At 39.8% G+C, this 24067-nt stretch carries 24 protein-coding genes and 2 pseudogenes; 5 read left to right on the top strand and 21 right to left on the bottom strand.

Translation table 11 applies throughout. From position 1 onward, the window contains the following. The 4 genes from AB5754_RS00625 to AB5754_RS00610 form a co-directional block, all read right to left on the bottom strand. The coding region (locus AB5754_RS00625) for an exo-alpha-sialidase (RefSeq protein WP_368259419.1) at positions 1-610 on the bottom strand (610 nt) is incomplete at its 3' end. Positions 611-641: 31 nt separating this feature from the next. Next, positions 642-1670: a 4-hydroxythreonine-4-phosphate dehydrogenase PdxA gene (gene pdxA, locus AB5754_RS00620; protein ID WP_368252353.1), complete on the bottom strand. Its 1029-nt coding sequence runs from the start codon at positions 1668-1670 to the stop codon at positions 642-644. Between the two features lie 24 nt (positions 1671-1694). Continuing rightward, positions 1695-2852, bottom strand: a complete 1158-nt coding sequence (locus AB5754_RS00615; RefSeq protein WP_368252354.1) for an iron-containing alcohol dehydrogenase — start codon at positions 2850-2852, stop codon at positions 1695-1697. 18 nt (positions 2853-2870) lie between these two features. Further along, positions 2871-4103, bottom strand: a complete 1233-nt coding sequence (locus AB5754_RS00610) for a four-carbon acid sugar kinase family protein (RefSeq protein WP_368252355.1) — start codon at positions 4101-4103, stop codon at positions 2871-2873. A 180-nt stretch (positions 4104-4283) separates the two neighbouring features. Here AB5754_RS00610 and AB5754_RS00605 point away from each other — a divergent pair, with 180 nt between their 5' ends. Further along, positions 4284-6068 carry a PrpR N-terminal domain-containing protein gene (locus AB5754_RS00605; protein ID WP_368259418.1) on the top strand — a complete coding sequence of 595 codons (1785 nt, stop codon included), beginning with the start codon at positions 4284-4286 and terminating at the stop codon, positions 6066-6068. A 68-nt stretch (positions 6069-6136) separates the two neighbouring features. On the opposite strand, the gene AB5754_RS00600 is transcribed toward AB5754_RS00605, so the two are convergent. Both AB5754_RS00600 and AB5754_RS00595 read right to left on the bottom strand, forming a co-directional pair. Next, entirely contained in the window at positions 6137-7159 is a 1023-nt protein-coding gene (locus tag AB5754_RS00600) for an SDR family oxidoreductase (protein WP_368252403.1), read from the bottom strand. 17 nt (positions 7160-7176) lie between these two features. Continuing rightward, entirely contained in the window at positions 7177-7797 is a 621-nt protein-coding gene (locus AB5754_RS00595; protein ID WP_368252404.1) for an NAD(P)-dependent oxidoreductase, read from the bottom strand. Positions 7798-7923: 126 nt separating this feature from the next. Between AB5754_RS00595 and AB5754_RS00590 the strand changes: the two genes are divergently transcribed. The 3 genes from AB5754_RS00590 (at position 7924) to AB5754_RS00580 (ending at position 9969) form a co-directional block, all read left to right on the top strand. Then, the gene (locus AB5754_RS00590; protein WP_368252406.1) at positions 7924-8505 is read left to right on the top strand and encodes a TetR/AcrR family transcriptional regulator; all 582 of its coding nucleotides are present in this window, start codon (positions 7924-7926) and stop codon (positions 8503-8505) included. A 60-nt stretch (positions 8506-8565) separates the two neighbouring features. Beyond that, complete coding sequence (locus AB5754_RS00585) at positions 8566-8955, top strand: MerR family transcriptional regulator (RefSeq protein ID WP_368252407.1); 390 nt, start codon at positions 8566-8568, stop codon at positions 8953-8955. A 69-nt stretch (positions 8956-9024) separates the two neighbouring features. Further along, complete coding sequence (locus AB5754_RS00580) at positions 9025-9969, top strand: NADP-dependent oxidoreductase (protein ID WP_368252409.1); 945 nt, start codon at positions 9025-9027, stop codon at positions 9967-9969. An 89-nt stretch (positions 9970-10058) separates the two neighbouring features. Here the strand turns inward: AB5754_RS00580 and AB5754_RS00575 are convergent. The 11 genes and pseudogenes from AB5754_RS00575 to AB5754_RS00525 all read right to left on the bottom strand — a co-directional run bounded on the left by AB5754_RS00575 (position 10059) and on the right by AB5754_RS00525 (position 18071). After that, positions 10059-10913: pseudogene (locus AB5754_RS00575) on the bottom strand (aldo/keto reductase). 45 nt (positions 10914-10958) lie between these two features. After that, the gene (locus tag AB5754_RS00570; RefSeq protein WP_368252410.1) at positions 10959-11273 is read right to left on the bottom strand and encodes a carboxymuconolactone decarboxylase family protein; all 315 of its coding nucleotides are present in this window, start codon (positions 11271-11273) and stop codon (positions 10959-10961) included. A gap of 15 nt (positions 11274-11288) precedes the next feature. Next, on the bottom strand, positions 11289-11702 hold the full coding sequence (locus AB5754_RS00565; protein ID WP_368252413.1) for a cupin domain-containing protein: 414 nt from the start codon (positions 11700-11702) through the stop codon (positions 11289-11291). Positions 11703-11733: 31 nt separating this feature from the next. Beyond that, positions 11734-12237, bottom strand: a complete 504-nt coding sequence (locus AB5754_RS00560; RefSeq protein WP_368252416.1) for a flavodoxin — start codon at positions 12235-12237, stop codon at positions 11734-11736. A 106-nt stretch (positions 12238-12343) separates the two neighbouring features. After that, the gene (locus AB5754_RS00555; protein WP_368252417.1) at positions 12344-13225 is read right to left on the bottom strand and encodes a LysR family transcriptional regulator; all 882 of its coding nucleotides are present in this window, start codon (positions 13223-13225) and stop codon (positions 12344-12346) included. Positions 13226-13396: 171 nt separating this feature from the next. Then, complete coding sequence (locus tag AB5754_RS00550) at positions 13397-13663, bottom strand: hypothetical protein (RefSeq protein ID WP_368252414.1); 267 nt, start codon at positions 13661-13663, stop codon at positions 13397-13399. Between the two features lie 182 nt (positions 13664-13845). Further along, on the bottom strand, positions 13846-14010 hold the full coding sequence (locus tag AB5754_RS00545) for a hypothetical protein (RefSeq protein ID WP_368252415.1): 165 nt from the start codon (positions 14008-14010) through the stop codon (positions 13846-13848). Further along, a pseudogene (locus AB5754_RS00540) lies at positions 14003-14675 on the bottom strand (zeta toxin family protein). The gene AB5754_RS00545 and the pseudogene AB5754_RS00540 overlap by 8 nt, the downstream one beginning before the upstream one ends. A 207-nt stretch (positions 14676-14882) precedes the next feature. Beyond that, the gene (gene lepA / locus AB5754_RS00535) at positions 14883-16721 is read right to left on the bottom strand and encodes a translation elongation factor 4 (protein ID WP_311833619.1); all 1839 of its coding nucleotides are present in this window, start codon (positions 16719-16721) and stop codon (positions 14883-14885) included. 269 nt (positions 16722-16990) lie between these two features. After that, positions 16991-17428: a 3-hydroxyacyl-ACP dehydratase FabZ gene (gene fabZ, locus AB5754_RS00530; protein ID WP_311833618.1), complete on the bottom strand. Its 438-nt coding sequence runs from the start codon at positions 17426-17428 to the stop codon at positions 16991-16993. Positions 17429-17612: 184 nt separating this feature from the next. Beyond that, positions 17613-18071, bottom strand: a complete 459-nt coding sequence (locus AB5754_RS00525) for a MerR family transcriptional regulator (RefSeq protein ID WP_368252133.1) — start codon at positions 18069-18071, stop codon at positions 17613-17615. An 81-nt stretch (positions 18072-18152) separates the two neighbouring features. On the opposite strand from AB5754_RS00525, the gene AB5754_RS00520 reads away from it, so the two are divergent. Further along, a complete protein-coding gene (locus AB5754_RS00520) occupies positions 18153-18884 on the top strand; it encodes an SDR family oxidoreductase (RefSeq protein ID WP_368252132.1) in 732 nt (243 codons plus the stop codon). A gap of 186 nt (positions 18885-19070) precedes the next feature. Here AB5754_RS00520 and clpB read toward each other — a convergent pair whose 3' ends face one another. The 4 genes from clpB to AB5754_RS00500 all read right to left on the bottom strand — a co-directional run bounded on the left by clpB (position 19071) and on the right by AB5754_RS00500 (position 23999). Beyond that, on the bottom strand, positions 19071-21677 hold the full coding sequence (clpB, locus tag AB5754_RS00515; RefSeq protein ID WP_368252131.1) for an ATP-dependent chaperone ClpB: 2607 nt from the start codon (positions 21675-21677) through the stop codon (positions 19071-19073). 272 nt (positions 21678-21949) lie between these two features. Then, positions 21950-22996: a YbhN family protein gene (locus AB5754_RS00510; RefSeq protein WP_368252129.1), complete on the bottom strand. Its 1047-nt coding sequence runs from the start codon at positions 22994-22996 to the stop codon at positions 21950-21952. 39 nt (positions 22997-23035) lie between these two features. Beyond that, entirely contained in the window at positions 23036-23311 is a 276-nt protein-coding gene (locus tag AB5754_RS00505; protein ID WP_368252128.1) for a DUF1294 domain-containing protein, read from the bottom strand. Between the two features lie 268 nt (positions 23312-23579). After that, positions 23580-23999 (bottom strand): YjdF family protein, encoded by a 420-nt coding sequence (locus AB5754_RS00500; RefSeq protein ID WP_368252126.1) that lies wholly within the window; start codon positions 23997-23999, stop codon positions 23580-23582. Positions 24000-24067 lie beyond the last annotated feature (68 nt).

Raw genomic sequence — 24067 nt, 5'->3', positions numbered from 1 at the left:
GCATGCGTACAGCTCGCCATGTTTGCCCCTCATCATCGGAAATTTGAAATTCCGTTGGGTCATTGGTCAAACCATCTGCAGAATCCTCACATAACCAAGTGCTGTAAATCCAGCGTCCATTGCTTAAAATCTGAATTCCTTGGCGGCCGAACGTTCCTTCTTTTTCAAATAGAACTTCTGGTTCGCCCCAGCTTTGGCCTTCATCCGTAGATTTTTGAACCATGATAATCGAGGTGAATTGCATATTGTCTTTGCCTGCTTGACGGCTAAGTTGAGACGTGTAAATCAACCAGATTTCTCCATTGGGAGCGCGGAAGAATGATGGATTTTGCTCACTACGGTCTTCCCCTTTGGATACAGTTACAGGCACAGACCAAGTTTGTGTTTTGAAATCGAGTTTGGAAACTACAATGGAAATATCTCCGCTTCCTTCAAAGCTACCGGCAAACCAAGCGCACAACATTCCACCATCTTTGGTTTCAATCAAGGCTGGTGCATGAGCAGTATTGTTTCCTCCTGTGGGAATCAAGCCAAAATCGATGTTTAAAAAATCATCGTGGTACATCACGCCATTTGGCTCTGATTGGTGAACACTTGTTAATTGAGACAATCTATTCTCCTCCTATCTATTTTTTTCACATTTATTTTGAATTTTGGGCCAATCGGATGGCATAATCGATGGCATTTTCCAAGCTAGCTTCACTGGCAGTCCATTTTCCTGCTTGGTCAAAAGCAGTACCATGGTCCACAGAAGTCCGGATAATCGGTAAATTCAAAGTAATGTTTACTCCTTGGACTGCTTTCCAGTTTTGGTTTTCTTGGTCATAAACAAAACCCAATAATTTCAATGGAATATGGCCTTGATCGTGATACATTGCCACCACAATATCGTACATACCCCCATTGGCTTTTGAGAAGATGGTGTCCGCTGGCAACGAACCAAAAGCATTGATGCCTTCCGCTTTGGCGGCTTCTACCGCTGGGTTAATTTCTTCGATTTCTTCCCGGCCGAATAAGCCATTTTCCCCACAGTGAGGATTTAAGCCTGCAACCGCTACTCGTGGGTTTTCAATACCTAAATCTTTACACGCTTTATCCGCAATGCGAATCACATCTAAAACTCGTTCTTTCGTGGCCAAGTCACAGGCTTTACGCAACGGTACGTGAGTAGAAACATGAACGACACGTAGATTACCATCGGCTAACATCATGGTGTATTTATCCGTACCCGTAAAGTGAGCGTAAATTTCTGTATGTCCTTCAAAGTGATGGCCGGCTGCATTCATTGCTTCTTTGTTTAATGGATTGGTAACGGTGGCATCAATTTCTTTTGCCATCGCCAAATCAATCACTTTTTTCACATATTGGAACGCAGCATCCCCACCCACTTTAGAAACTTCACCAACTTTAAAGGTAGTCATATCTACAATGTCCATGTCGATTAAATCAATGGTGCCAAAGGTGTATTTCCCTTCGCTGGGATGTTCAATCACATTTACGTCAAGTTTCAGCTCTGGATGTTTGGCTAAATAAAAATCTAAAACACTCTTATCTCCTACTAATAATGGTTTGCAACGATCGTACAACGCTTGCTTATCAAATGCTTTAATCGAAATCTCAGGCCCAATCCCGGCAGGATCCCCCATGGTAATACCGATAATCTTTTTCATGATCTATTTCGTCCTTTCTTCCAATTATAAGATTTGCAAGTAAATATTCCGTGCGTCTTCAGGTGTTACTTCCCGCTTGTTATTCACTAATAGCCGAGTAACTTCCATCCCCGCTGCCACTAAGCCATCCAAATCTTCCGCTGGTACATTGAAGGTTTTCAAACTAGTTGGGATTTCTAAAACTTTTACGATTTCATCTAATTGACCAATCATATAAGCAGATTTTTCATCAACGGACCATTCTTTATGGCCATCTTTGATTACTCGATCATAAGCCACTGCCAATAAATCTTTAATCGCCGGTTCATTGAACTTCATAACTGGTGTTAATAAAATCGCATTGGAAACTCCATGGGCAATATGGTATTTACCACCTAATGGATAAGACAGCGCGTGAACTGCGGTGGTTCCTGAAGCCGTAATGGCAACTCCTGCATAGAAAGAACCAAGTAACATTTTGCGTTTGGCCTCTAGTGCTTCTGGGTTGGTACAAGCTTCCACCAGGTTGTTCATAATCAAATCCAAAGCTTCTAGGGCAAAAGTATTGCTGATTGGGTTAGCCTTAGCAGAAGTGAAACATTCAATAGCGTGACATAAAGCGTCAACTCCTGTAGCTGCTGCAATTGGTTTTGGCAAGTTTTGTGTCATACGCCCATCTAAGAGCACGTAGTCAGCAATCATTTCTGGATTTACAATCCCGATTTTAAGATCTTTTTCTGGTACACCCACAATCGCATTTGGTGTTGCTTCTGCTCCCGTTCCGGCAGTTGAAGGAATCATTAAGCTTGTGACTTGTTTGGTTGCTAATAATGGATTATCTAATAGATCTTTTACGCTGTATTCATCTGTTGCTAAAATCGATGCTAATTTGGCGACATCCATTACCGAACCGCCACCGACCGCGATTATGAAGTCCGCATTTTCTTTTTTGAAAGTATCGATTACCCCTTGAGCTTCATGATAGTTTGGTTCTGCAGGAATATCAGAAAGAATCGTGTAATCAATACCTGCCTTTTCAATGATTTGAATTGGCAAATCAACTAAACTTAAATCAAGTAGACCTTTATCCGTGAAAATCACGATTTTTTTGATTCCTTGGCTGATGATGCTCTCCAATTGTTCAATGGCATGTTCGCCAGCTCGAATATCCTTAGGCATTTTCAAATTGTAATCTGTTAACATGTAACTTCCTCCTTAATTTCATACCATACTAATTTCTTCAAATAACGTTTCTTCCCCAAAGCCACCTGATTTTGTGATCACTTGCATTTCTCGATTGTTCCACTCAATTGCCGATAATACCACGCCAGGGCTAATTTCTACCATAGGCTTTATCCCCGTAATTCCTAATACATTCATCGATTGAAACAACGTATCCCCACCAGTAAATAAAAAAGTATTGCTTTGGTGTTGTTGCCATAATGCCTCGGTTAACTTACCAAGAGACTCCCCGATGCGGAAACGACACTCTGTAGCGGTCAGTTTTTTTTCTTTCCGCAAAGTTTCGATTTCCTTTGTGGTTTGATCACTAAATGTTTCAAAAACTAACAATGGTTGCCGATCCATCAACTCTAAATAACGGTTAATTTCCGCTTGTCCGGATTGCGTTTTCCAATAGTTAGCTTCCAAAAGTTGAAAAGCAGATAATGAAATCCGCGGATAATTCTTTTGTTCCACATATTCGATTTGCTTTTTAGTAATCGGATTAACACTGCCACAAACTACTACCACAGGCTTTTTCAACTGATAACTGATTGTTTTTGGTTGAGGAAATAATTGTTTCGCTAATACCTTGGCAAAACCAGCACAGCCAACAGTAACCTGTAATAAGTTGCGCTCTTTTAAGAGTTTCCCTTGAGCAACTAAAGTTTCCTCTTTTTGAGCATCAAAAACGCAAACACCTTTTGCATTTTGAGGCAGATTACTATCTGTAATTAAGGTTGCCTGAATCCCCGCTTCATTTTTCAAACGGGTAAGCACATTGCTTTCTTTCACAGGTTCATAGGGATCATCACCAAAGATACTCTCTGAAGCTAAGACGCCATCGATATACAGCTGGCCTTCTTGTAAAATTCGATTCATCTCTGGATAAGCTGGCAAGAAAGGGATGATTTCTTGATCACATGTCTCAAGAATAGCCTTAATCTCAGCACTAATATTTCCTCGTAAAGCTGAATCCACTTTTTTGTATATATGAGAGATTCCGGCGGCTTTTGCCTCTACCAGAATTTTTTTTGTTTTCTCGTAAGCCTTATCAAAACTCAAATGACGACTTTCACTATTTAAAACTAGCACTTGAATTTCTTCTGCTACTTTCAAATAGTCAACTTCTATTTCCGTGGAAACTAAAGTTGGAATTCCTTGGCTAGAGAATTGCACCCCGGTGTCTAATGCTCCGGTAAAATCATCGGCAATAACTAACAGCTTTAACATTTATTCACCACCTCGTACTTCATGAGTTGATTATAGGTCGAAAAATGAAACGATTACATTCTACAAAGAGATTAAAACGTTTATTTTAGAAACGTTTTTAAAAATATCTAGCATTATCGAATGAACAGTTCTATAATCGTTCATATATAGAACGATTAGATGAATTTTGGAGGTAAAACGATGGTAGCAGTTAAACTTTTAGGAATTGCACCTTATGAAGAATTAAATCAATCCATGCATATCATTGGGACTCAATACCAGGATGTGGAAACAACAGTTTATACTGCAGACTTAGAAGAAGGACAAAAACTAGCCATCAGTCTTGCAACTGAAGGTTATGATGCGATTATTTCTCGGGGAGGCACGGCAAAGTTAATTCAACGAGCAGTTTCGCTACCGGTAATTGACGTTTCCCTGTCTATGTATGATATTTTGAGCGCGATTCGCCTAGCAGAAAATTATACGAAAAACTTTGCTATCGTAGGCTATCCGAGTATTACGGAAAAAGCCCACCTCCTCTGTGATCTCTTGGGCTACAATATTGAAATTCATACAATTGACGAAGATATTGACGCAGAAGAAGTATTAGATTCTTTGGCTCAAAAAAACTATGAACTGATTTTATGCGATGCCATTACCAATCGAATTGCCCTATTGAAATCCCTTAATACGATTTTGATTACTTCCGGATTTGAGAGCATCAAGAACGCTTATCAGGAAGCTTTGACCATTGTAAAACACGTAAATCAGGAAAAAAGAAAAAGAGCGATTTTAGAACAAGGACTTCTAAGCCAAGAACAAGACTTCCTAATTTTCGATGCTTCATATCAGATTCAATTTACCAATTTAACAACAGAGTTTGCCCAAGAAATCCTGACTTATCTGGAGAATAAACCTAAAAAAGAAGCACAACAGTACTACTCTTCCACTAAAGAACAATTTTTCACCTTAACTACGAAGGAATTCACTGTTGGAAGTGACGATACTTATTCCAGTTGCTTTGTCAAAGAGCACCAGGCTCCTATTACCCGTAATAAACAAGACGTCTATTATCAGAGGAAAGCCGAAGTTGCAGAAAAATTTTCTGCCAAGCTGCTCTTTACCCAGTTCATCCCGGAAAGTATCAATCAAGAAGTTAAAAAAAATAATGACTACTATCAAACTTATCTGGTCTTTGGAGAAAGTGGTACAGCTAAGAAAAACATTGCTTATCGCATTTTTCTGGATCAAAAACAGGATCAAAACTTTTTAATTACGATTAATTGTAAGCTAGCTACGGATAAACTTTGGAAATTTTTAGTAAATGCTTCAAATGGTCCTTTTGTGGATGTTCACAATACGATTTTTTTTGAGAATGTGGAACAACTGAGCTTAAAAGACATTGAGCGCTTAATTTCATTAATTAAGAGTACAAATGTGACAAAACAAAATCATTTAATTTTTACTTATGATGGCAATAAATCCGATGATCAAACAAAATTTGACCGTCTGATTAGTCAGTTAAACAGCGCCAATCTATACGCACCTTCCATTCGGGAACGGAAAAACGAACTGAGCATTATCACTACTTTGATTCTGAACAAAATGAATATTGAGTGTAATAAAGAAATCATCGGCTTTGAACCAAAAGCATTGGAAACTTTTCTCGCTTTTGATTGGCCGGGAAATCTGAACCAGTTGCAATACTGCATTAAAGAATTGGTCGTTAATGCCAGCACCCACTATATTTCGGAGCATCAAGTGGTTGAATTGCTAAATAAAGAGCGATTGATTCAAAGTTTTGCCCATATGAATATGACTAATTTCACAGCCAAAAATAGCCTCCATCAGCCGACACTTTTTGATTACACCAAGGAAATTATTTTAAACGTCTTGGAGCAAAACAATGGCAATCAAACTAGGACAGCTAACCAACTGGCGATTAGTCGCACCACATTATGGCGTTATTTGAAAAATACGGAGTGAGAAAAAAAGAGTGAACTGATGGTCTCAGTCCACTCTTTTTCCCTACTACTTAAAGTTTATTGTTTATTCTATTCAACAATCCCCAACTCAATCATACTGTCAGTGGTGGCCAGAATCGACGCTTCAGCCGAACGGGGTTGCCACCCCAGAAGTTTTTTGGCTTGAGCATTGCTACAAGCCGTATTTTGTCCAATAAATGTTGCGGGCATCCGCCAAGCTTTGACAAAAACTGCTAATGCTTTGACAATAAATCCGGGAACTTCTCGTGTCGAAACTTTGGCTGCTTTTTGGCCTAGGTTTTGTTTCAAGATTAACGCTACTTCTTTAAAAGAAAGATTTTCTCCAGACGTAGCAATAAACCGTTGCCCCTTTGCTTTTGGATTTTTCATAGCAAGCAGATGCAAGTCAGCAACATCCCGAACATCCACATAATCAAAACTCACCTTTAGTAATAAAGGCATTTTCCCTGAAAGCATCTCTTTGACCGAAGTATTCGAATGAGAGAAGTCTTTTCCTAAAATGGGTCCCATCACGGCTACAGGATTCACTGTTGCCAACTCCATTCCTTCTTTTTTGGCATAATCCCAAGCAGCTAACTCTGCCATTGTTTTTGAGCGTTGATAAGCATCGATGTTTCCTGATAAATTGGTCCAATCTTTTTCAGTAAACACTTGGGGATGGTTTTTATGGCCGGCGATGACAGCACCAGATGCTGAGGTTAAAACAACTCTTTTGACTCCTGCTTTTTTTGCAGCGGTCATAACTCGGATCACACCATCCACCGCCATTTTCACCATAGCTGCACCATCATCTGGCCGTGTTACCGGTGTGGGTGAGGCTACGTGAATAACGTAAGTAGCGCCAGATGCCGCCTCTAACCAATGATCATCACTGGTTAAGTCTGCCTGAACAAATTCTAGATCCCCAAGGTTTTTCACTCCTCCTTGAGTCAACATCGCTTTTACTTCTTTTTGACGGGACATAGTTCGCAGTGTCGTTCTCACCCGATACCCCTGATTAAGCAATTGTAAAATAATATGGACTGCGATAAAACCAGTTCCCCCAGTGACTAAAACTAATTCTTTTTTCATATCATGATCTCCTTTTCTTAACGTGCTGAAACGGTAACTATTGAATTAAGATACTTGCGGTTTTCGATTTCATCCACTAAAGCCGTAGCATAATCGTGATAGCTGATTTCTGATTTTCCTTTTTGACTATAGAGGGCCACATTCGTTCCGGTCTGATAACGACCCGTTCTTGCGCCATTAGGGACAAAATGAATTGGCGGTGCCATGTAAGTCCACTCAAATCCTTGACTGTCTTTTAAAAGCTCATAGGACTGTTCGCTAATTTTTGAGCGTTTTTTAACTAGCCAGATTCTGTCGTAAACTTTCTTTTTTCGATGATTATCCAGATAAAGAAAACCGCCTGAGCCGACAATAATCAAGCGCTTATTCGTATCCTTTAGCAAAGCTTGAAAATGTCTTACAATTTGGAGGTGTTTTGTTTGTTCCCCAAGATTTGCACCAAAAGCACTTATAACAACATCTAAAGGTGCAAGATCTTCTTTTGTAATTGCTAAAATGTCTCGCTTAATGAAGGGGACATCGTTGTTTAGTTTCTCTGGACTTCTCACGATTGCCAAAGTTTCAAAGCCACGCTCTTTTAATTCATTCAAGATTACTTGGCCCGCTTTTCCTGTAGCGCCAATCACACCAATTCTCATTGTTTAGTCTCTCCTTCTATGTAATTTATTACGTTACACTTGCAACGTTTGTGTGCTTATCATATAGTTAGAGGTATAAAATTTCAATCATCTAGCTATCATCTGTGACAGAAAGAAGGAACTGTAATGTCAGCGACGAATCATGCGCAAAAAATCAAACAAGATTCAAAAGACTACTTAACAACGGCTCTTTTCCAACTATTGCAAACAAAATGTCTAAATGAAATTAAGATTACTGATTTAGTAAAAAGAGCTGGTGTCAGTCGCATGGCTTTTTACCGCAATTATGAAACAATTGACGATATTTTGAATGAATATTTTGAACCTAAAATCCAAAGTTTGTTTGACGCAGTGATATTACAGATACCCACCAGACAAAAGTTGCAAGAGTTAGAACACTTCTTTAACGAGTTTTCTTCTGAGCTAACCCTTGCCGTCAAAAGAGAATACGAATTCATCATTCAACGGATTTTTAATAAGCACATGACCAGGTTCTATTTTGATGAAGCACCGAAACGCTGGCCCACCATTAAAGAAAATGAGCTAGTTTATTGGACGCATTTCATAAGTGCTGGCATTTATGCCATTTGGAAAGAATGGTTTTTAGATATGGACCGCAGCACGTTAGTAGAAGTCCATGACTTGATTAACAAATTCCAAAACGGTACGGCCCTGCTTTTACTACCAGAGAAAAAGACTGAAAAATAATCTGCAACACCATCAAGACACTGTCCTTGAATTAAATTTTGCCCATTGAAAGGAGCACTTATGAACCAATTTCATCTATTCCAAATCCCGCCAAAGCAAAAAAGTTTTTCAACTAAAGAAGTCATGGAAATTACAGGCTTTACGAAAGAAGCTCTGCGTTATTATGAAAAGCTTGCAATCCTAGGCCCGATTGCCCGGAATCAAGCCAACTATCGCCAATACAATACGGCTAATTTGCAACGACTTCAAATGGTCAAAGTCTTTCAATATCTAGCTATGGATTTGTCAATGCTGAAAGATCTTTCCGAAAGCGATTCTTTAGAAAAACATCTGGAAGTTTTACGGAGCTACCAGAGGACAGTTCATGAGCAAATGACCCAACTTCAAGAGATTGACCACTTTATCGAAAATAAAATCGATTACCTCATAAACAATCATTCAAAAAATTAAACAAAACGCTTGCTATGTTGTTGACCCCATAGTTTATCCTATGGTTAAACTTGAAAGAAGGTCAATAATATGAAAACAATCGCCATTCATCAATTTGGGTCAGCCCAGGAATTACAAGCTACAGAAATTGAACAAGCTCCCTTAAAAGCTAATGAAGTCCTAGTCACAAACCATGCCTTTAGCATTAACCCCATGGACATCGCCGGACGCATGGGTATGCTTGACAAACCGTTTAATGAGCTCTGGTCTTTTCCCATCGTTTTAGGTTGGGACTTTGCTGGGACGATTGCCGCTGTGGGTGATGCCGTGGCAGATTATCAAGTTGGGGACAAAGTCTTCGGCAACGCGCCAACTGTCCGCCCGGGAAACAATGGGACTTACAGTGAGTTCGTAATCACTACACCGGATTTAATTGCTCCCCTGCCAGAAGGTTTGAGTTTTGATGAAGCTGCCGCCCTTCCGATTGCCGGTTTGACCGCTTATTGTGCTATTGTCAAAAATCTAGCCGTCCAGCCCAAGGAAAAAATCCTAATCCAAGGTGGTGCTGGCGGTGTTGGCTTAATCGCCGTTCAAATCGCCAAAGCATTAGGCGCTTATGTAGCAACGACCGCCAGTCCCGCTAATCATACTTTGTTAAAGAAACTAGGCGTAGATCAAGTCATCGATTACAATACGGTTAATGCAGCAGATGTCTTAGCAAACTACGATGGCGTCTTTGATACCGCCGGCGATATTGCCACCGGACTAAAAGTCTTGAAAGCGGATGGCAAGTTGATCACTGTCGCGGCCCAACCCACGCCTGAACAATTACAAGATCAGCAAAAACAAGTTGCCCTCCAATTCACGAACGGAACTTCAGCGGATTTGGCTGACCTCGCCCAAATGGTTTTAGGTGGTAAAGTCAAATTACAGGTAACTAGCCTGCCATTATCCGTGGAAAACGTCCAAAAAGCCCATGAACTGGTAGAAACTCGCCATGTCAAAGGCAAAATCGTGATTCACGTAAAAGATTAACCAAATAAAAAAGCTAAGAAATGCAGGAAGATATAATCAGCATTTCTTAGTTTTTTATTATGATACAGATCTATTTTCAGGTGAATAAATCATTTGCTATAAACTGGGAACGAACTAGAATCTCCATAATTATCGATTCTTTCCATATTTTTCAATAGCTGTAAATCGTCATTTGATAAACTAAATTCAAGCTCTCCATTTGCTTTAATATGCTCTTTATTTTCTGATTTTGGTAATGGCAATAGCCCAAGATCCAAGCAATAGCGAATCGCAAGTTGTGGAACAGAAACGCCGTATTTTTCAGCAATCTCTTTGATTTTTTCGTTTTTCATTAATTCACCATGACCTACAGGTGAATAGGCTTCAACTAAGATATCATTTTGCTTACAAAAATCAATTAATTTAAATGGCGTATTGGAAATGTGAGCGAGAATTTGGTTAACCACTGGTTTGATCGTCCCGTGTTCTAAGATATTTTCGACATCATGCTGATTAAAGTTCGATAATCCAATCCCGCGAATTTTTCCAGCCTTCACGGCATCTTCTAATGCCTGCCAAGCGGCGACATTTCCTTCATCATGGTTGGCTTCTCGAAACTCAGCCCAAGGTTGGGGAGCGTGGATGATCATTAAATCAATTGTCTCTAACCCAAGTTTTTCTAGTGATTCATCAATCGATTTTGCCGCTTCCTCATAGGTTTTATGTTCCGCAGCTACTTTAGTAGTCAAAAAGATATCGGAACGGTCAATCCCCGAAGTTCGAATAGCCTCTCCAACCCCACGCTCATTGCCGTACGCTTGAGCAGTATCGATGTGTCAGTAGCCGATTTCTAACGCATCTTTAACCGATTGAACGACTGCCTCGTCATCAATCATCCATGTTCCGAAGCCTACTTTTGGAATCATCATGCCATTATTCAATGAATAGTTTTCTTGTAAAATCATAGTTTGGTCTCCTTTTTCTTAGTTCACTTCTGTGGAATATGCACTTTAATCTGCAAATATTTCTTTCGCCATGTAAAAAGCACTCCAGGCTTTCGGCCAACCAGCATAAAATGCCAGATGTGTGATCATCGCTGCGATCTCTTCTTTCGTGACCCCGTTTTCTTTAGCAATTTTTAGATGTGCCTCCAGCTGAGGAGCACCCATTGCTAAAAGTGCTGAACAAGTAATCATACTCCGGTCATGGGCAGACAGTTCGTCTTCTTTCGCCCACACTTCTCCAAAAAGTACATCATCATTTAAGGCCGCAAATTGTGGCGCAAACTCACCTAACTGTTCTCTTCCTGCTGTTTGTTTTTTCATCAGAAAATTCCTCCCTTATTTACTTAAATTTTCGTACCATTGATCATCTACAGGTTCTAACCATTCTGGCGTACCGGCAGTAATTGCAATATGTTCAAACCAACTGTCTTTAGTAGCTCCATGCCAATGTTTCACCCCATCGTGTGTGGTAATCACATCTCCTGGTTTTAAAAATTGGGCCGGCTTTCCCTCTTCTTGATACCAACCTTCTCCACCCGTTACAAGCAATAGCTGAAAGCCATCATGGTGAATATGCCAGTTATTACGACAACCTGGTTCAAACGTCACATTGGCTACGCCTACGCTAATTTTTGGATCAGAAATTAAACCTTGTAAGTAACTTTGTCCAATAAAATACTGCGCATAAGCATCATTTTTTTCTCCGATGGGAAAGATCACACCATTTTTTACTTCTTCATTCTTTGCCATTTTACATTCCTCCATGGATTTAATATTTTTTCTATTTATATACAAGCAACCAATTTTCAATTGCTACATCTGCTCGTTCAACCCGTGAACCACGAATCGGAAGTCCACTACGAATATCGGCATTGGGACACTGATTTTTAAGCTCATTCAAGCTACTGCCAAACGCACTCCCTTCATGGGTACAAAAAGGATAAATAATTAGCCCATCCGTATCAAAATCTTCTAAAAATGTTGCAATAATTCTTGGATAACTTCCCCACCAATTGGGATAACCAAGAAAGAGCGTATCGATTTTTGAACGATCGAGTTCGATTTTCTGATAGTCAACCCGTCTAGCTGCTTTTTTCTCAGATTCGGCACGTTTCACGGCTTCATCGTAACTCTCTGGATAGCGTTTCATTTCCCTTAACTGAATCAAAGGGCAGTTAAGCCGGTTGACAATTTTACGAGCCAGCACTTCTGTATTACCAATGGGAATTTTTTTGGAAACACCATCAATAAAATTTTCGCCAGCACGGGAGAAGTAGACAATCACTGGATTCAATTTGATTCCTCCTTTGCAAATAAAAATGAGTTGTACGATTGATATACTCATCGTACAACTCATGATTATTTACGTCTAATGCTTATTCTATATACCTCTATGCTCCAAAAGCATGTTTGAATCGAGCAATAAATTCTTGAACGACTGGCGTTTGAATCCGTTCTTTCCACACTAACAGACAGTTGGTTTTGACCTCTGGCTCCATAGGAATAAAGGTTGAATTTTCTAATTGCCGTTTGGACACCGCACCTTCGATCGTCAGGGCAGCGCCTACTTTGTTTTCGACTAATGAAAAAATATTAAAGATTAAGTTGAAATTGCCTACAATATTCAGTTGGTCCAACGGTTTATCACTCCAAGAAGTCAGTAATTTCTGAACCTCTATCCGACTCGAACATAATAATGGGAATCCGATAATATCTTGCGGCGTAAGTTTTTCCTTGTTTGCTATAAACATTTCATTCGAAACTAAAAATCCCCATTTTTCTTCTCTAGGCAATTTCAAAACATTTACATCCTTCAGTGTAATGGGATCTAATAAAACGGCTAAATCAAGAAGTCCCTTCTCTAATCGATCACTGATGTCATCGCTAGTCCCCGTTACAAGATTAAAACGCACATCAGGATAATCACTCACCATCTCTTCTAACATCATCGCTACAGTATCCGAATTGTCGGCCTCCACACAACCTATAACAATCGTTCCTTCTAACTGTTTTTTTCGCTTATTAGAAAAATCTTGGTCTAACTTATCACTTAGCTGAAGAATTTCCTCTGCTCTCTCTTTTAAAAACATTCCATCGGGTAACAAATAAAGCTGATTTTTTTCTCTATGAAATAATGGCATACCCACTTGTTCTTCTAATTCACGAATCTGGCGACTTAAAGTTGGTTGGGTGATATTCAATAGTTTTGCAGCTCTTGAGATATTTCCTTCTTGAGCCACCGTCCAAAAATATCGTAATTGTCGAATTTCCATAATAGTTATCATTGTCACCTCTTTGCTAGTAGTTGTCTCTAATTACAAGTATAACCTAAAAGAAGTGGAATCTATCCTTAAATTAGCTGTTACTAGAATAATCCATATCTTTTTTCTTATCTATCAAATAATTCAGAACTGCAACTATTGGTAGCTTTTCGTACTCCGAGCTTATTCATGCCTAATAAAAACAGCTACTACAACAATTGAAATAATGGTAAACGCAGCCATCAAAATCATCTCACTCTGGAATTGATTCGTAAGAGAGACAATCAAAGATAATCCAATAGGGCCGCCAATTTGGTGCATCGTATTAGTCACACCACTTGCGGCTCCTGAAAGTTCATTTGGCGCTTCGTGTACGCCAGCAGAAGTCACGGGTGCCAAGATTAATCCTTGTCCTAAGCCAAGTATTGCCATTGGTATAAAAATGGCCAACCAATAACCACTCGTAATATCAGAAAAGGCAAGGACCGTTTTTCGATGCTCGCCACTGAAACTGTCCTATTTCTTTTTCGGTATCGTTTCCTTCTAATTCCCTTCAATTTGTATCTTCATTCATTGCAAAGAAAAAAGCCAAGAACATTTTGCTCTTGGCTTCTACATTATTACTTCATTTACTATTTTTTATCTAACCCAACTAATTTCCGCTGTTTTTCATTGGCCTGATTGGCAACATATTTAATCACTGTTTTGAACTCTTTTGCAGTAGCGTTTTCCGATAAATCCGCAATACTCTTATTGTATTTCTTTACAATTTTCGTTACTTGTTCTTTCTCAGTCATGTAATTGAACCTCCAAATCTTCCCTACTATATCCTAATGGCAAGAATAATTCTAGATTATCTGCAGCATAATGAACTTCAGAAATGTTATTCATATAATCTTTTATAATAATATGAAGCAATACATCTGGATGTTTACTCTTTACTTTCGCAATATTTTCTCTTGATTTGAAAAAGTCGTTAATAAATGCCTTTTTCGGCACATGGCATCCTTCTGCCGGTTCACGTCCTTGTGTAAAATTCCAAGCGATTTTTGGGTCTTGATAAACATAGAAAATCGTCACTCGAAAATGATTTTTCAATGCCCGTGAAATATTTTTTCAGCACTTAATATAGCAAAAGTTGCATCTAGAATAAAAGAGTATCCATGATCTAAGACATATCTAAATGCCTGTTCCACCAACCAAGAAGATGCTTTTTGAAAGAGATAGAGTTTTTTCCATTATAATCAGGAAACTTGGTGCGAAAGTAATCCGCATCAATAATTACGTGATTATCATAATTCTCAGCCAATCCAATGGCAACCTCTGACTTTCCAGCGCCAGGACTCCTTGCCATAAAAACTGCGTCTCGTCCAACTTCGGGGGATTTCCCTTTGATAATATAAGAAATAAACTTATTCTTATTTGCTTTTGCATACTCTAAATAAGAATCATTAATTTCCATATTAATTATCCCCTTTCTTTCTACTTACAACAGTCCAGAATTAGAAAGAAACCAGACCGACGACCTAACACGACAATTACTTGAGCTTATTCAAAATCACCGCATTTTCCTTAATCGCTAACAAAGACACGAATAAGGAGCCTGACGATATTTACGCCCAATGACTGAAGCAATCAAACAGAAATTAAGCTGTTTTCAAACAAACCCTTATTTCTTCTTAGGTTCGTCCTCATCCATTTTCAGAACAGCCATGAAGGCTTCCTGTGGTACTTCCACAGAACCAATCTGTTTCATGCGCTTTTTCCCTTCTTTTTGTTTCTCTAGAAGCTTGCGTTTTCGGGAAATATCCCCACCGTAACATTTCGCTAAGACGTTTTTCCGCAAGGCCTTAATATCAGACCGAGCCACAATTTTTTGACCAATAGCCGCTTGGATTGGTACTTCAAATTGTTGGCGAGGGATCAACTGACGCAGTTTTTCCACGATTGCTTTCCCTCGTTCATAAGCAAAATCTCGGTGTACAATAAAGCTTAAAGCATCAACTTTTTCACTGTTTAGCAAGATATCCATCTTCACCAGCTTGCTGACGCGATAACCGGACATTTCATAGTCAAAGGAAGCATATCCTTTAGTAGAAGATTTCAGTTTATCAAAGAAGTCAAAGACGATTTCGGATAACGGAATCTCATAGACCACATTTACTCGGTAATCATCTAAGTAATCCATCGTGACGAATTCGCCCCGTTTTCTTTGGGACAATTCCATAACTGCGCCTACGTAGTCATTGGGTACCATAATTTGGGCTTTGACAAAGGGTTCTTCAACGCTTTGAATGGTCACCGGATCTGGAAAATCAGCAGGATTGTCCACCACGACCATGGAGCCGTCAGTTTTATTGACATGATAAATAACAGATGGTGCAGTAGTGATTAGTTCTAGATTGAACTCCCGCTCTAGACGTTCTTGGACCACATCCATATGCAAAAGACCTAAAAAGCCACAACGGAAACCAAAGCCTAGCGCTTGAGACGTTTCTGGTTCAAACTGCAAAGCCGCATCGTTTAATTCTAATTTTTCTAACGCTTCCCGTAAATCGTTGTAACGAGAATTGTCAATGGGATACAAGCCACAGAAGACCATGGGATTCATCTTACGGTAGCCAGGCAGGGCTTCTGCGGCAGGATTATCTGCCAATGTCACGGTATCCCCTACTCGCGTATCGGCCACCGTCTTAATCGCTGCAGTGATATAGCCTACATCCCCAACCATCAGATAGTCTCGTTGAATGGCTTTTGGTGAGAAGACGCCCACTTCAGTCACTTCAAAAGTTTTGCCGTTACTCATGAGTTGGATCTTATCTCCTGGACGAACCACGCCTTCCATTACCCGGATATTTAAGACTACGCCGCGATAACTATCGTAAATCGAGTCAAAGATCAAAGCTTTCAGTGGTGCTTCTAAATCCCCTGCTGGCGCTGGTACGTATTCCACGATTTGTTCTAAGATTTCTTGAATACCAATGCCGGCTTTGGCACTAGCTAGGACTGCTTCAGAAGCGTCAATGCCAATCACGTCTTCAATTTCTTTACGGACACGTTCTGGATCGGCTGCGGGCAAGTCAATCTTATTAATGACCGGTAAGATTTCCAGATCGTTATCTAAAGCCAAATAAACATTGGCCAGTGTTTGCGCCTCGATTCCTTGCGCTGCATCCACCACCAAAACTGCTCCTTCACAGGCAGCCAAACTACGAGAGACTTCATAGGTAAAGTCCACGTGTCCCGGGGTGTCAATTAAATGGAAGACATACTCTTCCCCATTTTTTGCAGTATAGTTTAATTCTACCGCATTGAGCTTGATGGTGATGCCTCGTTCCCGTTCCAAATCCATGGAATCAAGAAGTTGGGCTTGCATTTCCCGGGAAGAGACGGTGTGAGTCAGTTCCAAGATACGGTCCGCTAATGTGGATTTCCCATGGTCAATATGAGCAATGATGGAAAAATTACGAATCCGCTCTTGTCGTTTTTTCATTTCTTGTAAGTTCAAATTGATTCCTCATTTCCTAATGTTCAGCCTTTTTATTATACCAACGATTCCGCGGAAATTAAAGCTATTTCCATAAGGCAATGAAAAGCAGGAGCTTACTGACAATTTGTATTTCCGTAAAGCTGTCTTCGTCAATTTTTCTGAACAATGATTTTGATTATTCATCGGTTTCTTATAAAACACAAAAAAGACGGGAAATCCCGTCTAAAAATACCATCATACCAAGTCTAATTATTTTTGGCTTCACGCACTCGTATCAGCTTTTCTTATTATGCATCTTGATTAACGATAAAGGTGAATTCCGCTTCACAAACCCGTGTTTCTCCCACATAGGCTGCCGCATCTGCCGTGCCCACGGGTCCTTTCATTTTCGTGATTTCAAATTCACAGAAAAGTACATCCCCAGGGTAAACTTTTTTCAAAAACTTCACCCGATTCATGCCACCGATATATGCTCGTTTTCCTAAAAATTCAGGTGACTTTAAAATCAATACGGAACCCGCTTGAGCCAAAGTTTCCAAAATCAAAGTACCGGGCATCTGCGGGTCATCAGGAAAATAGCCTTGAAAGAAGTCTTCGTTGGCTGTCAGATTTTTTCTGGCACGAATTTTTTTACCCGGTTCCAGTGATTCCACAGCATCTATATAATAAATCGGAAAGCGATTTGGAATTAATTCCATTACATCCATTACGTTTAATTCGCTCATTTGTTTTCCTCCCTTATCACCAAGTTTGCTTGGTTTATGCTATCAAAAATAACACAAGGTGACCAGAGAATAAACTAATTTGCTTCGGCTGTGCTCAGTAATAAGTCCTGAGATGAACTAATTCACAGCTCGCTTCTTCTAAACTAACAAACTCCTCCTACTTCGAAGCCTAATCTAATTCATACTACTTTTCTTGCTTTATCAAGGTTTTCTGATATTCCTGATACAAAGCAGGCTTAACTTGTGTCGTTCCGGGAATTTGGTTTACTTGTTCTGTTTTCGCTGCTAGAGCACGAGCGTAATACCATTTTTTCCATCGTAAGAATGCCAATTGCTCGTCTAATTCTTGAATCTGTGCTTCTAACCCCTGCTCGTGTTCTGTCAAAAAATCCAGCCGATTTTTTAAAGTGCTATCACCGGTCATGCACCATTCAATAAATTGGCCGATTTCTTTTACGGGTATGGCTGATTTTTTCATACAATTAATGACTTCTAAATAGCCTAAATCATCCTCTGTAAAATATCGGCGGCCGGCAGCATTTCGTTGTACAAACGGCAATAACCCTTCCTTATCATAGTAACGCAATGTATCTGTGGTAACACCCATTTTTTCTGCAATTTCGCCAATGCGATATTTTTCCATTACTTAAACTTCCTCCTTGACTTGGAGTAAACTCCATGTTGTAGACTTAGCCTATCTTAGCAAAGAAAGTAGGAAATGAACATGCAAAAACCTTTAGTCGTCATCACAGGAGCTAGCTCCGGTTTTGGTGCCGAAATTGCAAAAATTTTTAATCACGAAAAGTATCCATTATTGCTATTAGGTCGGCGTACAGAAAAAATCGCCCAACTCCCTCTGAACTTCCAAGACGTTATGATTGAATCAGTGGATGTAACAGACTACCAACAATTCGAAAAAGCCATTCGCAAAGCCGAAGCAATCTACGGCCCGGTCGATCTTTTGGTCAATAACGCTGGCATCATGTTATTAGGAAATGTGCAAAACCAAGAACCCAATGAATGGCAGCAAATGCTAAATACCAATATCATGGGAGTCTTAAATGGCATGCAAATTGTTTTAGACCAAATGATAAAAAGAAAGCACGGAACGATTATCAATATGTCTTCTATCGCCGGTAAAAAAGCTTTCGTTAACCACGCTGCTTATGTGGCCAGCAAGTTCGGCGTCCACGGTCTCAGCGAAACCGTGCGCCAAGAGGTATCTGACAAAAATGTGCGCATCTCTTTAGTAGCTCCTGGTGCTGCGGAAACCGAGCTCTTGACACATGTTACAGATCAAAATGCTTTAACGGATTATCAGGCATGGAAAAATAGTATGGGCGGCATTACGTTAGATCCACATTATGTTGCCACAAGCGTTAAATTTATTTACGACATGCCTCAAGAGGTCAACATTCGCGAACTGGCTCTCGCTGCCACTCGTCAAGATGGCTAGCAATCTTTATCACCTATTTTAGGATTTTTGAAATCAATTTTGCCAAAGAATAGACAAATAAAAGATGCGAATCGCCTGTTGATAGGCAAGATTCGCATCTTTTTGTCTGTATTTTTTAAAGCTGCCGTTCACTTTGGTGCATTAATCATTTCAAACATCCACCAAAAGCTAGTGCTTTACCATCTGTTACTCTTCTGGTAATGCTTCATTTTGGAAAACCAATTGATTATCTAATAACGTAATCGTGACTCTGGTTTTTGGCATCACTCGTCCGGCAATGATTTCTTTTGCCAGTGGGGTTTCTACTTCCCGGGTAATGAAACGGCGCAATGGTCGAGCACCATAGGCTGGTTCATAGGCTTGTTCCGCAATCCAAGTTTGAGCATCTTCATCAATTGCCAAATAGATTTCTTGGTCTTCCAAACGCTTGGACAATTGTAAAATAATCTTTTGCACAATGCCCTTCACATCTTCTAAAGACAGCGGAGTAAAGAGAATCGTATCATCAATCCGATTTAAGAATTCCGGTTTGAAGTTTCCTCGAAGTAAAGTCATCACTTGTTCTGCTACTGCTTCCGGAATCTTACCATCAGCGGTCACACCTTCTAACAACAGTTGGGAACCAATATTAGAAGTCATAATCAAAACTGTATTCTTAAAGTCAACCACCCGACCTTTGGAATCCGTTAAGCGTCCATCGTCTAAGACTTGCAACAAGATGTTAAAGACATCGGGATGAGCTTTTTCGATTTCATCTAACAGAATAATCGTATAAGGATTTCGGCGAACCGCTTCGGTCAGCTGACCTCCTTCTTCATATCCCACATAGCCAGGAGGTGCTCCAACGAGACGGCTGACGGAATGTTTTTCCATATACTCACTCATGTCAATACGCACCATATGGTCTTCTGAGTCAAAAAGATTTTCCGCCAAAGCTTTCGCCAATTCGGTTTTCCCCACACCAGTCGGACCTAGGAATAAGAAAGACCCTAGTGGTCGATTGGGATCTTGTAAGCCAGCTCGCGCCCGAATTACCGCGTCACTGACCGCATCCACCGCTTCATCTTGGCCGATAACCCGTTGGTGAAGGGTAGTATTTAATTGCATTAATTTTTCCCGTTCACCTTCTACCAATTTGGTGACTGGAATTCCCGTCAAGCGTCCTACGACCTGAGCAATTTCATTTTCCGTGACAGACTCTTGCACCATTTTCAAATCGTCGTTTTTCGCTTTTGCTTCCAACTCTTGCAATTCCTTTTCCAATTGGGGAATTGTCCCATGACGTAAAACCGCGGCCCGTTCCAAATCGTAGTTGTTTTCGGCATCTTCTAGTTCATGACGTGCTTTGTCGATTTCCGCCCGCTTCGTAGACAAACTGTTGACTTCTTCTTTTTCTGTTTCCCACTGCATCTTCAATGCATTGGCTTCTTCTCTAAGATCCGCCAACTCTTCTTGTAAACTAGCCAAACGTTTTTTCGAAGCATCGTCACTTTCTTTTTTCAAAGCAGCTTCCTCAATTTCCAACTGCATCAAACGACGAGTCACTTGGTCTAACTCGGTAGGCATGGAATTCATTTCCACTCGTATCGTGGCTGAAGCTTCATCGATTAAGTCAATGGCTTTATCCGGCAAGAAACGATCGGTAATGTAACGATCCGATAAAGTCGCTGCCGCTACCAAGGCATTGTCGTGAATATTAACGCCATGGTGAATTTCAAAACGCTCTTTTAAGCCCCGCAAAATGGAAATCGTATCTTCCACAGTTGGTTCTTTCACCAAAACTTTTTGGAAGCGCCGTTCTAAGGCTTTGTCTTTTTCCATATATTGCCGGTATTCATCTAAAGTGGTAGCCCCGATTGTATGAAGTTCACCCCGAGCGAGCATTGGTTTTAATAAATTGCCCGCATCCATAGATCCTTCTGTTTTGCCGGCGCCGACGATATTGTGAATTTCATCAATAAAGAGAATAATTTGACCATCGGCTTTTTTGACTTCTTGTAATACGCCCTTTAGCCGTTCTTCAAATTCCCCTCTAAATTTCGCACCAGCGATTAAAGCGCCCATATCCAAAGAGAAAATCGTCTTATCCTTGAGATTTTCTGGCACATCTTTTCGCACAATTCGTTGGGCTAATCCTTCTACAATGGCGGTTTTCCCTACACCGGGTTCACCGATTAATACCGGATTGTTCTTGGTTTTTCGTGATAAAATCCGAATGACATCTCGAATTTCTTCATCTCGCCCGATAATCGGATCCATTTTGCCATTTTTAACTTGTTGCACTAAATCGACCCCATATTTTTCTAGGGCTTTGTATTGTTCCTCTTGATTTTGTGAGGTCACACGCTCTCCTCCTCGCATCTCCACGATATTTTTGCGGATTTCTTTTTCATTTAACCCATTTTTAAGCAAGTACTTGGTTAAAGAATAGTTTTTCAATTTCATTAATGCCAGAATCACCACTTCCGTTGACAAGAATTCATCTTGAAATTCTTGGCGAATGGTGTCGGCTTCTTGTAATAAGTGATACAAATTTTGACTCATGGACTGGCCATAGTTTACATTTGATCCTTCAATTGCCGGATACTCATCCAGTCCTTGATCAATTTGGTGTTCAAAGGCTTCCACATCTAAACCAGCATCTTGGTAAAAATTACGACCAAAATGATTAGGCTGCATAAAAATTTTCCAAAGATGTAGAATGTCAATTTCCTGATGGTGACGGGTAATTGCGATTTGCTGAGCTTCGGCAATCGCCTCTTGTAAGGTGGTTGTCATTTTCTCAATATTCATCGACGCATCGTCTCCTTTATTTACAAATTCACTGGGAAAATAGCTGTATGATTAACTTTTTTATCCCCAATGATTATTTTACGCCTTTAGTCAAAATTGGTCAAACATTTGCATCTGTTTTTTGCAAAAAAATAGCAGAACGAAACGATTCATTCTCTGTGCAAAATGCAACAAAAAAAAACGGAAATTCCTTGGTCTTTCACAAGAAGTTTCCGTTTTTTGCCCACAATATCAGGGAAATTATTCACTTAGGAAAATGAAATAAGGCACAATCAACCTTTCTCACTCGATTCATTATTTTCCGATTTAATTTCTTTGATTTCGGTCTGAATCGTCTGCTGTTTATCAAATAAAAAATACACCAAGCCAATGATAAAAGGCCACATATAACTGGCAAAACGATAAAGCAACATCGCACTTACCGCATCTACGGTTCCCACCAAAGGACGGAATAATAACAAAAAAACAAATTCAAAGGAACCAATTCCCGCTGGAGTAGGAATAGAGCCTGCCAAAATCACAGAAAAACAGATCAAACCAAAACACTGGAAAAAATTGAGCTCTGGATGATTTTGCACCAAAACCAAATAAGGAATGGTGAACCAAAAGACTAATTTAAAAAGATTCACCAAGTAAATGCGAAAAATCAGCGGCCGTTCCTTTAAAATACTATCCATTGCTTCTCGTAAGGAATAGACTTGCAAATTAATCCGGTCCACTCCATCTCTTAATTTGCGGGAACGCAAAAAACGGTGAGATAGTTTCACAAACCAGACTTGCACTCGCAAGCTTAAGGTTAAAGCTAGGAGCACTACAATAACGCCTAGAGTCGCCACAATTCCGTATAAAATCAAGCCAATTAAATGAGGGACAGTTGAAGAAAAGAAAAGCTGAAACAAAAGACTGATAAAAGCCCATGTCAAAAGAGCCACCTTGTACATCACCAAGTGTAATGCCGTAACGCCCACACCTTGAGAGATTCGCAAGCCTTTTTTATGGTAAAAATTCACCTCAGAAATCATTGTACCTGCCCCAAAGGTAATCAAGCGGTAAAAAGCAGAATAGCACATGGCCATAGCACCGTCAAAAACCGTGATTTCCTTTACAAAAGATGTGGCCATTAAGCGAATATTTTCACCTTCCACCACAATATACAGTGTCCCTAAAAGAATGACGCCTAATAAAATCAAAGGAGGCGTTTCAATTAATTGCCAAATAATATCTTTCAAATTGTTTTTCAATAAATAAATTAAAATCCCGAAAATCACCAAAATTAGGCCAATATTCAAGATTAGCTTATGCTTTGAATTTTTTTTCATCCCAATACTCCCACCATCAAAGCAATCGCCTTGACTTTCCTAACGTAAATAAAACAATAGAAACAAAGCTATCCCAATTCCAATCAAAAAACATAGAGTAAAATAATATTTTTGAGTTTTATGATGAAAAATTCTCTGACCCAACAAGCCACCGATTCCCCCACCGGCTAGACCTAAAATTAGCAACGTTTTTTCTGATATGCGCCAACTATTCATCTTTGCTTTTAGCTTGTCCAATCCCATTAGTGCAAACAAACTGACATTGGCCAAAACAAGGTACACCTGGATTAAATGATTCTTTAAAAAATCAAACATGGCGTTTCCTCCATTCATCTTTTAAGGATACCTTAAGGCCTGCAGTCCGTAAAGTATTAAGAAAAAGTTTCAATAAAAGTCCCGAAAAAAGTCAAAAATAAGTCGCGCCTGTTTTGCAAGGAAAAGAATCTCTAATAAGAATTGTAGACCCGACACCTATTGATGGTTTGATTCATTGATTTGTCTCTAGATTTGAATAGTCGGTTAACTATTTCCATTCGTAGTTTCCTTTCATAGATTTAGGGGACAAAAAAACACAGAGAGCAAATCAATGCCCTCTATGTTTCTCACGACGTTTCTTTTGTCGGAGTTCAAATCGTTTCTGCTTTTCAGCTTCTCGTTGTTCACGACTGCTTTTTTTGCGTTTCAATTTTCGCTCTTCCTGTTGAAGTTTCAGCGCTTGTTGAGCTTTCGTACCAATACCAACCTCAGAGGCTTGCTTCTTAGCCAATTTCTGTAAACGTTTGGGATTGATTTTTCTATCACTAACCACTTCATCTTCAATTGCTAAGCTGAATTTCAAGTGATGGTATTGGGTCAAAATAAAGTCGTAAACCTCATAATCTTTTGGTTCTTTCCCAAAGGTTACTTTGGCCACCTCAATCTTGTCATCATACCTTCTCTCAAAAATACCAGCCCAAAATGGGTTTTCGAACAACACCGTCAATGTTGCACTTATTTTCTCCACGGCAATCCCTCCTTTGTTTTGAATCAGAAGAAGGGACAACCAAGGAGGCAGGTTACTGACGACTACTG

The organism is Enterococcus sp. 2201sp1_2201st1_C11_2201SCRN_220225 (assembly GCF_040925905.1).
GTDB lineage: Bacteria > Bacillota > Bacilli > Lactobacillales > Enterococcaceae > Enterococcus_C > Enterococcus_C asini_A.
Note: the sequence above shows the minus strand (reverse complement) of the source record. Positions and strands in the feature narration are given on the sequence as shown.